The 12,391-nt window shown below is 69.0% G+C and carries 11 protein-coding genes and 1 pseudogene; 6 read left to right on the top strand and 6 right to left on the bottom strand.

Annotated features, from left to right (window positions below; all coding sequences use genetic code 11):
- The first annotated feature begins 204 nt into the window (after positions 1-204).
- On the top strand, positions 205-681 hold the full coding sequence (locus FGD71_RS02580) for a phosphotransferase (RefSeq protein WP_338120030.1): 477 nt from the start codon (positions 205-207) through the stop codon (positions 679-681).
- Positions 682-938: 257 nt separating this feature from the next.
- On the top strand, positions 939-1,826 hold the full coding sequence (locus FGD71_RS02575; RefSeq protein WP_240436355.1) for an endonuclease/exonuclease/phosphatase family protein: 888 nt from the start codon (positions 939-941) through the stop codon (positions 1,824-1,826).
- Here FGD71_RS02575 and FGD71_RS02570 read toward each other — a convergent pair.
- Complete coding sequence (locus tag FGD71_RS02570; protein ID WP_119098714.1) at positions 1,813-2,331, bottom strand: pyridoxamine 5'-phosphate oxidase family protein; 519 nt, start codon at positions 2,329-2,331, stop codon at positions 1,813-1,815. The two genes, FGD71_RS02575 and FGD71_RS02570, sit on opposite strands and share 14 nt — an antisense overlap.
- A 376-nt stretch (positions 2,332-2,707) precedes the next feature.
- Between FGD71_RS02570 and FGD71_RS02565 the strand changes: the two genes are divergently transcribed.
- Positions 2,708-4,189, top strand: coding sequence for an MFS transporter (locus FGD71_RS02565; protein ID WP_119098713.1), 1,482 nt, complete (start codon positions 2,708-2,710; stop codon positions 4,187-4,189).
- 136 nt (positions 4,190-4,325) lie between these two features.
- Here the strand turns inward: FGD71_RS02565 and FGD71_RS02560 are convergent, their stop codons facing one another.
- Both FGD71_RS02560 and FGD71_RS02555 read right to left on the bottom strand, forming a co-directional pair.
- A complete protein-coding gene (locus tag FGD71_RS02560; protein ID WP_119098712.1) occupies positions 4,326-4,946 on the bottom strand; it encodes a mycothiol-dependent nitroreductase Rv2466c family protein in 621 nt (206 codons plus the stop codon).
- Positions 4,947-5,051: 105 nt separating this feature from the next.
- Entirely contained in the window at positions 5,052-5,525 is a 474-nt protein-coding gene (locus FGD71_RS02555) for a carboxymuconolactone decarboxylase family protein (protein WP_119098711.1), read from the bottom strand.
- A gap of 299 nt (positions 5,526-5,824) precedes the next feature.
- Here FGD71_RS02555 and tap point away from each other — a divergent pair, with 299 nt between their 5' ends.
- From tap to FGD71_RS02540, 3 genes are all read left to right on the top strand, one after another.
- Entirely contained in the window at positions 5,825-8,029 is a 2,205-nt protein-coding gene (tap, locus tag FGD71_RS02550) for a telomere-associated protein Tap (protein ID WP_119098710.1), read from the top strand.
- Between the two features lie 4 nt (positions 8,030-8,033).
- On the top strand, positions 8,034-8,588 hold the full coding sequence (tpg, locus tag FGD71_RS02545) for a telomere-protecting terminal protein Tpg (RefSeq protein ID WP_119098709.1): 555 nt from the start codon (positions 8,034-8,036) through the stop codon (positions 8,586-8,588).
- 613 nt (positions 8,589-9,201) lie between these two features.
- Entirely contained in the window at positions 9,202-10,299 is a 1,098-nt protein-coding gene (locus FGD71_RS02540; RefSeq protein ID WP_119098708.1) for a winged helix DNA-binding domain-containing protein, read from the top strand.
- A 168-nt stretch (positions 10,300-10,467) separates the two neighbouring features.
- Here FGD71_RS02540 and FGD71_RS02535 read toward each other — a convergent pair whose 3' ends face one another.
- The 3 genes and pseudogenes from FGD71_RS02535 to FGD71_RS49880 form a co-directional block, all read right to left on the bottom strand.
- A complete protein-coding gene (locus FGD71_RS02535) occupies positions 10,468-11,100 on the bottom strand; it encodes a hypothetical protein (protein WP_119098707.1) in 633 nt (210 codons plus the stop codon).
- Between the two features lie 202 nt (positions 11,101-11,302).
- The gene (locus FGD71_RS02530) at positions 11,303-12,019 is read right to left on the bottom strand and encodes a DUF2238 domain-containing protein (protein ID WP_119098706.1); all 717 of its coding nucleotides are present in this window, start codon (positions 12,017-12,019) and stop codon (positions 11,303-11,305) included.
- A 210-nt stretch (positions 12,020-12,229) separates the two neighbouring features.
- A pseudogene (locus FGD71_RS49880) lies at positions 12,230-12,373 on the bottom strand (helix-turn-helix domain-containing protein); the annotation flags it as partial.
- Positions 12,374-12,391: the final 18 nt, after the last annotated feature.

The raw sequence follows: 12,391 nt of genomic DNA, 5'->3' as shown, positions 1-12,391 counted from the left end.
CGACGACATCCACGAAGCCTTCCTCGGCCTCGCCATCTGCCTGATCACCCACCGCCACGTCCAACGGCTTTGTTAGGGCCTCTTAGTGCGGTGTGCCCATAGGGTCGTCCCATTCTGTTTCCGGCGGAGAGGTCCGTATGAGCGCTGAGTTGGGTTCCGCCGTCGTTCTGATCACTGGCGTCGGGGAAATCCACCGTCGCGAGCATGCTGGCCGCGCGGCTGCCTCGGGCGGCGCATGTGCGTGGTGACGCCTTCCGCCGGATGATCGTGTCCGGCAGGCAGGAGCTGCTGCCCGAGACAACTGCCGAAGCCACGGCCCAACTGCGGCTTCGTTACCGGTTGTCCGCAATGGTGGCCGACGAATACGCGCGCGACGGATGGACCGCCGTTGTGCAGGACGTCATCCTCGGGACGGACCTGGACGAGTACGTCACCGCCGTGAACACTCGCCCGCTGTATGTCATCGTTCTCGCCCCAACCCCGGCAGCCGTGCAGACCAGGGAACGCCTGCGGCCGAAGACTGGATACGGCGCCTGGACCATCGAAGCCCTCGACCAAGCCCTCCGCGAGGAGACGCCGCGCATCGGGCTCTGGCTGGACAGCTCGGAGCAGACTCCGGAACAAACAGTTGCGGCGATCCTCGACAACCTTCCCGCCGCCCGGATCCGGATCGCGCCGTGAAGAAACCGCGCCGCCGGTTGCCGCGCACGTCGGAACCACGGGTGGGCAGTGGCGCGTCGGAGAACGAAGGAGGCGGCCATCAAGAAGAGGACCCCAGCGACAGCCGACGTCGGCCCAGGCACAGCCCGCAGTACAACAGCCCCTTCCGAAGGGAGAACTGGAGGAGGGACGCGAACGGGCAAACGACATGGACACGCGGGCGCCTTCCCGGAATCTGCGCGCTGCTGTCCGCGTCCGTCCTGTTGTTCCCTTCCGCCGTGCCCAACTCCCTCGGCAACCTGGGCAGCCTGATCGAGAACTTCCTTCCCTGGCTCGGACTTGCGATCCCGATTCTGCTACCCCTCGGCGTCCTGCGCCGATCGGCAACCGCGCTGCTCGCGCTCCTGGCGGCCGCAGCGGTCTGGGCGGCCCAATACGGCCCCTCCCTGCTGCCCCAGGGATCCGTGGAACACGACCTGACAGTGGTGCAGCACAACGTGAGCGACGAGAACGACAACCCGTCAGCGACCGCACGCACCATCATCGACGCCGGACCGGACCTCATAGCCCTCGAAGAACTGACCGGTCCCGCCGTCGCGGTCTACAAGGCCACGTTCAGGAGCCGATACCCGCACCACGCGGTCATGGGCACCGTCGGGCTCTGGTCGCGGTATCCGCTGGTGGAAACCGAGGTGATGGACATCAGGCCCAGGGCGATACAGCGCGACTGGAGCCGTGGCCTGCGGGCAACCGTACGCATCGATCCGCGGCGCGACATCGCCGTATACGTGGCGCATCTGCCCTCGGTCCGCATCAGGCCGAGCAACGGATTCGACGCACAATGGCGCGACGAGAGCGCGGCGCTGCTGGGCGACGCGATCACGGCGGACAAGACGGCCCATGTGCTCCTGATGGGCGATCTCAACGGAACGACCAAGGACCGTGGCCTGTCGCCCATCACCTCACAACTGAGCTCCTCGGACGAAGAGTTCGAGTTCAGCTGGCCCAGAGCCTTCCCCGTCGCCAGAATCGACCAGGTCATGGGCCGCGGGACCACTGTCACCGAGGTATGGACACTCCCGGCGACCGGCAGCGATCACCTGCCTCTCGCCGCACACATCAAGCTCCCGGGGCTGTCTGATGAGCCTGCGGTCACTCAGCGGTGAGCTTCGAGACGTCGGGGGCGTAGACGGTCATCCAGTGCGGGCGCAGCCGGTAGAAAACGACCTCGTTGTCCCAGTCGAAGGCGTCGTCGCCGTAGAAGTCCTTGAAGTACGCGAGCAGGTCCGGCCAGTCGACGGTCGGCTCGCCGTCCTCGGGGTTGAGGGTCTCCACCGTGCCGTGCGTGAACACGCCCAAGTCCTCGCCACGCATGTGCGCAACGCTGGCGGCCGGGCGGGCGGCGAGGTGGCGGGCCTTGGCGGCGCTGCGCGCCGTGCCGAAGTACCACTTGCCGTGCAGGAAATGCCCGTCCACGCCGCTGATCCGCGGCTCGCCCTTCGCCGTCACGGTGGACAGGGCGAGCGTGCACATGCCGGTCAGGATCCGGGTGAGCTGCTCCGCGGTCAGCGTGCGCTCGGTGACGATCGAGCGGAGGTGGCTGGTGGAGCGGGACAGCGAGGCGTCGAGCAGGGCCTGGAGCTCGTTGAGTTCTTCGGGCGTTTCACGCATCGGGCAACTGTATCCAGAGCCAGGCCGGCCCGGGCGGGGAGAGCTTTCGGACCTGAGCGCCAAGGCGGACACGAGAGGTGACATCGGCCGGCAGGTGACATCGGCGGCTGGTGACACGAGGCCGGCCCCGGGCGGCCTGACCAGCAAGATTCATCTGGCAGGGGAACTGCCTCGCGGAGCGCTGTCAAGACGTTGATCGAGTGGTGGCGCCGACGACACGGGCGTACCGTCGAACGGTGGACTCAGCGGTGGACGGAGCGTCCACCGCCCCCTCCCGAGGGTTCGACCCCCGAGAGTGCGACACGCCATGAGCAGCCCGCAGCCGTCCTCAGCACCGCAGAGCACCGCCCGGGAAGCGGGCGGTGACGGAAACGCGATGGCGCTGCTGGTCATCGCGTCGTGCCAGCTCATGGTGGTCCTGGACATCACCATCGTGAACATCGCGCTGCCGCACATTCAGCGCTCCCTGGAGTTCTCCACCACCAGCCTGTCCTGGGTGGTCAACGCGTACACCCTCACCTTCGGCGGCCTGCTGCTGCTCGGCGGACGGGCCGGCGACATCCTCGGCAGACGGCGCGTCTTCGTCTTCGGGATTCTGCTCTTCGTGCTCGCCTCCCTACTCGGGGGACTCGCCCAAAGCTCCGGCCAACTCCTCGCCGCACGCGCCCTCCAGGGCGTCGGCGGCGCCATCGCGTCCCCGACGGCCCTCGCCCTGATCAGTACGACCTTCCGGGAGGGCCCGGAGCGCAACCGGGCCTTCGGGGTCTTTGCCGCCGTCTCGGCGGGCGGCGGTGCGATCGGGCTGCTCGCGGGCGGAATTCTCGTGGAGTGGCTGAACTGGCGGTGGGTGCTCTTCGTCAACGTCCCGATCGGGCTGCTCATCGCCTTCGCCACGCCCCGCTGGATCAAGGAGTCCGAACGCCACCCGGGCCGTTTCGACGTCACCGGCGCACTGACCTCCACCGTGGGCATGGTGCTGCTGGTGTACGGATTCATCAGGGCCGCGCAGGACGGCTGGCGGGACGCGCTCACGCTGGCCTCGTTCGCAGCGGCCGTCTTCGTACTCGCGGTGTTCATCCTGGTCGAGAGGGGGTCCAGGCAGCCGATCACGCCGCTCCACATGTTCGCCGACCGCAACCGTGCGGGCACCTACGGGATCATGCTGTGCCTCGCCGCCGCGATCTTCGGCATGTTCTTCTTCCTCACGCTCTTCGTGCAGAACGTGCTGGACTTCAGCCCGCTGCAGGCCGGGCTCGCCTTCTTGCCGGTCAGCGCGGTCATCGCGATCGGCGCAGGGCTGGCCTCGCGATTCCTGCCCATGTACGGCCCCAAGCCCTTCATGGTGGTGGGCGCCATCCTGGCGGCGGCGGGCCTGGCCTGGCTGACCCTGACCGATGTGCACTCCACCTATGCCGGCAGCGTCCTGGGCCCGATGCTCGTCTTCAGTTTGGGCATGGGGATGGAGTTCGTCTCGCTCACCCTGATGGCGCTCTCCAACGTTTCCGTCCAAGAGACGGGCGCGGCCTCCGGACTCCTCAACGCCACCCAGCAGGTGGGTGGTTCGCTCGGACTGTCCATCCTGGTCACGGTGTTCGGCACGGCCAGCGCCAACGAGGCGGAGGAGCAAATCCCGCGCTTCCTGGCGCAGGCGACCCCGGCCGAGCGGCTGAGGTTCGAACGCACCGGGGAGCTCCCGCGGCCTTGGGCCGACGAGGTGCTCACCTCCGGTGTCTCGGCCGCCTTCATCATGGCGGCGATCTTCACGGTGATCGCCGCTCTGATCGCCGTCCTGGTCATCCAGGTCCGCCCCTCCGACCTGGAACGCCTCAAGGGCGGGATGGGCCCCGGGTCGGTCTGACTTGTCGCCCTCCCCTCCGAGCCGCGCTCAGAGCAGGGTGCTGGGCTTGTGTCGGACCGCCGAGCCAACCATCGAGCCCACCGGCACCGGTGGGTAGTTGGCTGCAAGGCACGAGCCCACGCCGGACGTGCCGCGCTCAGCCGGCCATGTCGAACCGGGGTTCCCCGGTCCGGGTGCGCTTGACCTCGTAGAAGCCCGGAACTGTGGCCATCAGCAGAATTCCGTCCCACAACTGTCCGGCCGTCTCGCCGGTGGGGGTGGGGGAGACGACCGGACCGAAGAAGCCGACCCGTTCGCCGCCGAGCCCGGCGAACGACACGACCGGGGTGCCGATGTCGCCGCCGGCCAGGGCAACAGCCCGTGCGTGCGAGGACCGGATCGCCTCGTCGTACGCGGTGGACTCGGCGACCTCCGCGGTCTCTTCCGGCAGCCCGGCATCCGCCAGGGCCGCCGTGAGGTTCCCCCAGTCGCCCTGGAGATGGAAGCGGGTGCCCATCGCCGTGAAGAGGTCACCGAGCGCCCGCTGACCGAACCGCTCCTCCACCGCGGCACACACCCGCACCGGTGCCCACATGTAGTCCTCCCACTCACCCTCCGGGTTGTCGTCCCGGTGCTCGTTGAGCACCGACAGACTCATCACCTGCCAGTGGACGGTCACCGGCCGTACCTTGGTGACCTCCAGCATCCACCGCGATGTGATCCACGTGTACGGGCAGACGGGGTCGAACCAGAAGTCGACGGTGCGCTGTTCGGTCATCTGATCGGCTCCTCAGGCAGGGGGCAACGCGCCCCGGGCAGGGGCGCCCGGGGCGTGTGATGCTGCGGCCGCGGGGGCACCGGCGGTCTCGGCCAGGCACCCTGGTTACGCGAACTGGCCGGGCTGGTAGTCACCGGCGGGCTGCTGGACGATGACGTTCCCGCGGTTGAAGGCGTTGATGAGAGCGATGGCGCACACGAGGGCGGCGAGTTGCTCCTCGTCGTAGTGCTTGGCGGCATTCGCCCAGGCCTCGTCCGTGACGCCACCGGCCGCGTCGGCGATGCGGGTGCCCTGCTCCGTCAGCTCCAGGGCAGCGCGCTCGGCATCGGTGAACACCGTGGCCTCCCGCCAGGCCGCGACCAGGTTGAGGCGCGTCGAGGTCTCCCCGGCGTGCGCGGCATCCTTGGTGTGCATGTCGACGCAGAAACCGCAGCCGTTGATCTGGCTGGCGCGGATGTTCACCAGTTCGCGCGTCGCGGCCGGCAGCGTCGAGTCCTCGAGCACCTTGCCCGCCGCGACGATGTGCTTCCCGAACTTGGCTGCGACCGGGCTGGCCATGAGGTTCAACCGAGCGTCCATGGTGCACTCCTGAGTCGTCGTGTTGGTGGTTACACCCCTTCGACGGAACAGCTCCCGCAAGTTGTGACACGAGCGCATGTGACCTGCGTCTCCCCTCCCGCGCCGCGGCAGGAACCACCCATGACGACCTCCAGGTCCTCCTTCAGTGACACGATCAAACTTTGATGGCACAGGACACCATGCCGCCTGCCAATCGTCAGGCGTCACCGCTCCGCACGACATTGCATCAGTTCGGGTTAAATTTGCAGGTTAAAACTGAGGCTAAAGACTGCTAGTGTTTCGGGTGGAGGTAGACAGAAATGGCAACAGAGGAAGAGCTGTTCGCGTCTGTCGACGCCCTGCTGGAGGAGGAGCCGCAGCTCCCGCCCCCGGCGGAGCGGGCGAGGCTGCGCGAGGCCGCCGGCATCACCCAGGCCCGCCTGGCTCAGGCTCTCAAAAGCACGCTGCAGACGGTGAAGAACTGGGAGAACGGGCGCTCCGAGCCGCGGCCGCCGCGTCTGCAGGCGTACCAGCGGCTGCTGGAGGGCTGGGCAGCGAAGTACCCGAAGCCCAGTACCGCCGCGGCCGCCGCCACGCCTGCGCCTGTGCCGGAGGCCGTGCCGGCTCCGGAGACGTCCACCGGTCCCACGCAGGAGCAGACCGCCGCAGCGTCCGAGGTACCCGCCGCAGCAGAGCCGGCAGCCCAGGCCGCGTGGGAGCCCGCAGCCCAGGCCGCACCGGACCCCGCAGCCCAGCCCATGCCGCAGCCCGCCGCCCAAGCCGCCCCCCACCCGCCGCGCCCCGCCGCGCCCCGGCTCCCCTCGTCGCGCCGCCCCGCCCGCAAGCGCGTCGTACCGAACATCGCAGCCGCCCCGTACCAGCACGGGCCGCTGGCCGTCCTGGACGGCGACGGGCAGGCGTACGGCGTCGAGGGCATCGTCCTGGACTGCACGGCCACCACCATCCCGGAGCTGGCGGAGTGGACCCTGCACGAGTCGGGCCTCGGCGCGCCGAAGCTGCACCGCAACGGCCGCGACTCCGACCCGCTGATCGTGCTCACCCCACAGGCCGCCGTGAAGCTCGGACTCCCGGAGCGCCTGGACGGCCACGAGCAGCGCCGCAGCCTGCGCCTGGAGGACGGCCACCCGGTCCTCAAGCAGATCACCCGAGCGAAGTGGAAACTGACTCAGCGCGGCTTCGGCCCGTGGGCCAGGGTCTATCGTCCGGCGCAGGGCAGCCGGCGCCAGTGCGTGCAGCTCGCCGTGTTGTCCTGGGGCGCGCTGGACGCCCGGGCCTGGCCCGGTGTCAGCGAGATGGAGCCGGCCGACATCGCCCGCGTCCTGGGCGTGTATGCCCAGCGTGTCATCACCCCGCGCGGTTCCACCGCGGTGTCCGGGCTGGAGCTGATGACCGCTCTGCGCCCGCCGACCCGCGCGGTGAAGGACGACGCCACCGGTCAGTGGGGCTCCGGGCACAACCCGGGTTCCCTTGGCACCGAGCCCGTCGACCCCGCCCCGCCGGAGGCGCCTGCCGAGCACCCCGTTGCGCAGGGCTGGACCGGCGGTTTCCTCGACGAGGAGGCCTACCAGTGGGTGCGCGATGTGCAGCTCCTCTCCGATGAGGAGTGCCTGCTGCCCTTCGCGATCGGCCTGGACATCAACACGGCCTTCCTCGCCGCGGCCGCGCGGCTGGTGGTCGGACTGTCCGGCCCCGAACGCGTGCAGCGGCCGGTGTTCGACAAGAAGATCCCCGGCTCCTGGTACGTGGACCTCTCCCACATCGAGCTGGACCCGCGCCTTCCTTCCCCGTTCACCCCAACCGGCGAGCGCCCGACGGGGCCGGCCTGGTACCAGACCCACACCGTCGCCTACGCCGTCGAACTCGGCTACAACGTCGCCCCGATCGAGGCATACCTGCGGCGGGAGACCGGCGCGTACCTGGACCCGTGGCACGACCGCCTCAAGGCCGCGTACGTCGACACCATGGCCGACCTGGGTGTCAGCAAGGAGTTGGACGACCACGCGTTCCTCGCCGCGATGGAACGGCACAAGGACGTCGACCCGGGCCGGGCGGCCGCCCTCGCCGCCATCAAGGCCACGGTCAAGGGCGGTGTGGGCAAGCTCAGGGAGCGGCCGCAGGGGCGCCACTACCGCGACGGCGAGCGCTGGCCGGCGCTGGAGCGCCCGACCTGGCGCCCTGACATCCGCGCCGCCGTCATCTCCAAGGCGCGCGTCAACATGCACCGTAAGATGCTCAACACCGCGAAGGCGACCGGCCTTTACCCGCTCGCGGTGCTGTCCGACTGCGTCGTCTACCCGAGCGGGGGCCCCTCGCCGCTGGACTTCCTGCCCTACACCACCTCCGGCAAGCCGCTGCCCGGCTCTTTCCGCCTCGGTCTCTCCCCTGGATTGGCGAAGGTCGAAGGCGTCCAGGAGATGGCCTGGGCGGTCGACCTGATGGAGCAGGGCTACAACCCGGCCCGCCACATCAAGGGCGGCGACGCCGTCATGGACGAAGGAGAGTGAGACGGTGGGCGACATCGACGACGCCCTGGACCGTGCCGATCAGGAGGCGTTCACCCGCGAGCCCCCCAAGAGCCTCAAGGCCCGCATCAACTTCCTGCTCAAACAGTTGAAGACAACCAAGGCCGTAGCCCAGGAACTCGGCGTCACCCAGCGGTCGGTGGAGCGCTACCGCACGGGGGAGCGCAAGCACCCGCCCAAGGCCATCGCTGACCGGATCGACGCCGCCGTACGGGCCCGTTGGCAACCGCAAGTCCGCAGGCGGCGCCAGAAACAGGCCGCCACCAGCACGGGCATCACCGTGGAGACCCGCGCCCGCTTCGGGTACACGGCGCCGATCGGCACGACCGACGACGGCCGCATGCGTCGCCTGACCGTGCACCTTCCCCCGGAGTACGCCCGCCGTCTCTTCGACGCCCAGCGGCAAGGCGTCGGCGACCAGCAGTTGCGCGAGATCGTGGCCGAAGGACTTCAAGAGGTCTATTTCAAGGACAACGGACGCCGTGCCCAAGACCTCGAGGTCGCCTTCACCGACATCGACTATTTCGACGTCTCCTTCTGACCAACGAAACGGCGACGTCGACCCTGCCCTCTCCTTGACGAGATGGTGGGGCCGCACCCGGCGAGGTGGAGCTCCAGCGGGTCGTCGTCACCGGCTTCCGGTGGGAATGTGGGGGGCGATCCGGCGGCGCAGCCGTGCGGGCATGACCTTTCGACGGTGATCAGGTGCTGAGGTGGTCAGCGCGCGTGCTGTCTTCGGAATGACGCCGACATTGCCCTGAGAAGCGGACACATCCTGACCTCTTTCCCTGCGACTGTCGTTTTGTGCCAGACAACGAGAACGACCAGAGCGACCAGGAGGACCCGATCACTGTGACCGCCACGACCACGCCCCGCTCCACCCTCGACACTGTCGACGACGAGCGGGGGGCGGCCTGCTCCCCGCGCTCACGGTCGCGCGACTGGCCATCATCGGCCCCCGCGCCATGGAGCAGCCTGGAGGATCTCCTGGCCGGTGCCGCGACCACTCGACGACGAGGTCCTCAACCGGATCGACCAGTTCGCGGCGCCCGGAATCGAGCTCGACCCGCTCGATGCGTGTTGCGCCCCGCCGGCCGTCACCCGCGCGTAGCTACGCCGGCGATCGGCCGACGAGCGCGCCGCGACGTGACACGATGACCGTTCTCGACACCCGGGCGCTCAACCGCGCGACGCTCGCCCGGCAGTTGCTGCTCGATCGCGCCGACGTACCGGTCCTCGACGCTGTCGCGCACCTCGGCGGTCTGCAGGCGCAGGAGCCGCAAGAACCGTTTGTCGGACTCTGGTCGCGGCTGCGCGCGTTCGACCCGGCGGTGCTCTCGAACCTGCTGACCGAGCGGCGCCTGGTGCGGACCCACCTCATGCGCCGCACCGTCCACCTCGTCACCGCCGCCGACATTCTGGCCTGGCGAGCCCGCCACGACAGCATGCTGCGCCAACGGGTACTCGGGGTCTACCGCCGCGAGCTCGACGGGATAGACCTCGACGAACTCGCCGCAGCAGGCCGGGCGGTCATGGCCGACGACGAGCCCCGCTCGATGACCGAACTCGCGCGGGCGCTGACTGAGCGCTGGCCGACGCCGGGACCGCGGGCACTGGGTGAAATGCTGATCGCCCTCATCCCAGTGGCCCAACTGCCGCCGCGCGGGCTCTGGCGGACGAGGGCAGGAGTGCGCAACCTCCTGCTCTCGTCATGGCTGGGGCGCGAGATCGACCCGCCGGCCTCCGACGGATCCGATCCGGTGGGCCAGGCGCTGGTACGGCGTTATCTGGCCGCTTTCGGCCCCGCCGCCTCGGCCGACCTGCGCGCCTGGTGCGGCCTCGCGGGACTGCCGGCCGCGGTCGCCGCGATACGCGAGGAACTGGTCACCTTCCGCGACGAGCGAGGCCGGGAACTGCTGGACCTTCCCGACGCGCCGCGCCCCGACCCGGACACACCCGCCCCGGTGCGGTTCCTGCCGGCGTTCGACAACGCACTCCTCGGTTACCACGACCGCAGCCGGATCATCGACGACGCCCACCGCGGCCTGTCGGTCGCCGGCGCTCGCGTCGTCCTGGTCGACGGTCGAGTCGCCGCGACCTGGAGCGTCACGGCCGACGCCGTGATGGTCACCCCGCTGCGCCGCTTCTCCCGAGCCGACCGCACCACCGTCGCCGAGCAAGGGCGGGCACTGGCGTCGTTCCTCTCCGACAACGACCGCCACCGCGTACAGATCGCCGCGTCTCCTCGCTGAACGGCACAGTCGAAGGGCCTACACCGTCTGCCCTCGGGATCAGCGAACGGTGCAGCCTGCCGGGCGTCCACTGACCGGCAGGCTGCGACATGGGCATGGCCATGGGCCCGGGTACGACCACGGTCAAGCGCTGACCGGCATGCCTCATGCCGCATGCACGGGCATGGGTCACGCGCTGCTGCCCGCGGTGAACGGCCCGAACTCCCAGCTGCGGTTTCCGAAGACCGGCGAGTCCTCGACGCTGATCCGCACATCGTCGACCTTGAGGTCGTGCTGCGTCGGGGTCATTCCCTCGGCGCAGTCGACCTCCACCGGCGCGAAGTTCACGAAGAAGCCCGGCCCCAGATCGTTCGTCTCAGTGGTGCGGTACTGGTACAGCAAGTACCCGGTCATGGGGGTGTAGTAATAGGAGGACATGCGCCGCTGCTCCTCCACCTTGAAGGCGGTGTCCCAGTCGAAGACGCCGTTTTCGTACATGCAGCCGAAGGTGCGGGACGTTTCGACGGTAGCCCGGAAGTAGGAGTTGTCCTCCAGGCCCTCGATGTAGCCGGGCTGTTCGCGCACATGGCTCAGCTTGGTGTAGATGGAGAAGCCGCCGCAGCCGGCTGTGGGCCAGTAGTCCCGGACGTACAGCTGGCACTTGTACGGCCCGAAGTAGGCGTCGGGATCGGGCGTGTAGGGCTGCGGGACGATCGCGTTGAACAGCTCCACTTCCATCTCGACGCGCGGGTCGTCCTCGGCGGCATTGCTCCCCTGGCTTGCGGCCTGCGCCACGGCCGGCCCCGCGAACACCAGCGCCATCCCCGCTAATAACGTGATCAGCGGTCTGAGCACCCTCGATTTCCGCATGAGTGTCTCCCCCTGTGTCCTTGTACGACACCGTCCATGTTGGGCGGTGTCGTGATACGACATGACATACGACTGACGGTGCGCTCGGATGGTTGCCCTGCCCTGCCGGCCTTCCCAGGCTGCTGCACGCTGCGGGCGGTCGAGCAGTGAACGTTCAGCGCGCCGAGGGCCTGACGGAGCCGACTGGCGTGAGCTCGAGGCGGGCGAGGTGGCGGTCGTGTACCCGGCTGAGGAGCAGCAGCGAGCCGGTGGCGCCGATCAGTGCGCAGAACATGTCCCACTGGGTGTCCCACACATCGCCCTGGGTGGCCAGGAACGCGTCGGCGGCGTGCCCTCCCGTCACGGCTGCGGCCCACTCCAGCATCTCGAAGACCGCGCTGAAGGCGAGGCAGGCGCAGACGGTCAGCGGGGCCAGCCAGCGGCTGCCCCGCAGCGGTGAGGTCCGGGTGAGGATCTCCCGTACCAGGACGGCCGGTACGAATCCCTGCATGAGGTGGCCGAAGCGGTCGTAGGGGTTGCGCTCCAGGTCGAACCAGTCGCGCACCCAGTCACCTGCGGGAACTTCCGCGTAGGTGTAGTGCCCGCCCACGATGAGGACCAGGGCGTGTACGGCCAGCAGGCAGCACAGCAGGTTGCTGAGCGGGAATCGCTTGCGCAGCAGGATGGCCAGCGGCACACCGACCAGCACCCACACGGTCTCCAGCAGCCAGGTGGTCGGATCCTTGGGATGCCATGCCGAAACGGCGAGCGCGACGGCGACGACGGCGACCAGTGCGGTGGGAAGCCGACGGCCTGTGCGACGATCGCTCGACTCATGGGCGACAGGGGCCGCTTGCGCCGACGGGCCGGTGGCGGTCGTGATGGCGGACATGACGGTCTCCTCGTGTCAGGGTGCCCATCATCCTGGGGCGACACCCGAACCGTCGGCATGAGTACCCCTACTCATCTGTCTCGGGAAGACAGGGCCCTGGACACCGTGACGAAGACGAACAGCGTTGTCCATCCTCAGGTTGAGCTGGCCAGATGCAGGCAGACGACGGTGGACGAGGCCCGTGATGCGGGTGGTCGAGCGACGGAGCTTGATGTAGCGGTAGGCGGTGGCGGTGCCGACGCCGAACTCGGCCGCGAGCTGCGCATACGGATGACCGTTGCGGAGATGGGCGAGGACGAGCAGGGCCTGCCGACCTGCGCTCAGGCGCCGCCATCGGGTGCCGAGACCACGGCGGTGCTCGACTACGACGTC

Origin of the sequence: Streptomyces sporangiiformans (genome assembly GCF_005768555.2) — a bacterium.
Taxonomy (GTDB): Bacteria; Actinomycetota; Actinomycetes; order Streptomycetales; family Streptomycetaceae; genus Streptomyces; species Streptomyces sporangiiformans.
Note: the sequence above shows the minus strand (reverse complement) of the source record. Positions and strands in the feature narration are given on the sequence as shown.

Excerpts from the sequence above, each read along its gene's own strand:
- FGD71_RS02580 (WP_338120030.1), top strand. The coding sequence starts at position 205 with ATGCTGGCCGCGCGGCTGCCTCGGGCGGCGCATGTGCGTGGTGACGCC.
- FGD71_RS02570 (WP_119098714.1), bottom strand. The coding sequence starts at position 2,331 with ATGCGTGAAACGCCCGAAGAACTCAACGAGCTCCAGGCCCTGCTCGAC.
- FGD71_RS02565 (WP_119098713.1), top strand. The coding sequence starts at position 2,708 with ATGGCGCTGCTGGTCATCGCGTCGTGCCAGCTCATGGTGGTCCTGGAC.
- FGD71_RS02560 (WP_119098712.1), bottom strand. The coding sequence starts at position 4,946 with ATGACCGAACAGCGCACCGTCGACTTCTGGTTCGACCCCGTCTGCCCG.
- FGD71_RS02555 (WP_119098711.1), bottom strand. The coding sequence starts at position 5,525 with ATGGACGCTCGGTTGAACCTCATGGCCAGCCCGGTCGCAGCCAAGTTC.
- tap (WP_119098710.1), top strand. The coding sequence starts at position 5,825 with ATGGCAACAGAGGAAGAGCTGTTCGCGTCTGTCGACGCCCTGCTGGAG.
- FGD71_RS02540 (WP_119098708.1), top strand. The coding sequence starts at position 9,202 with ATGACCGTTCTCGACACCCGGGCGCTCAACCGCGCGACGCTCGCCCGG.
- FGD71_RS02535 (WP_119098707.1), bottom strand. The coding sequence starts at position 11,100 with ATGGCGCTGGTGTTCGCGGGGCCGGCCGTGGCGCAGGCCGCAAGCCAG.
- FGD71_RS02530 (WP_119098706.1), bottom strand. The coding sequence starts at position 12,019 with ATGTCCGCCATCACGACCGCCACCGGCCCGTCGGCGCAAGCGGCCCCT.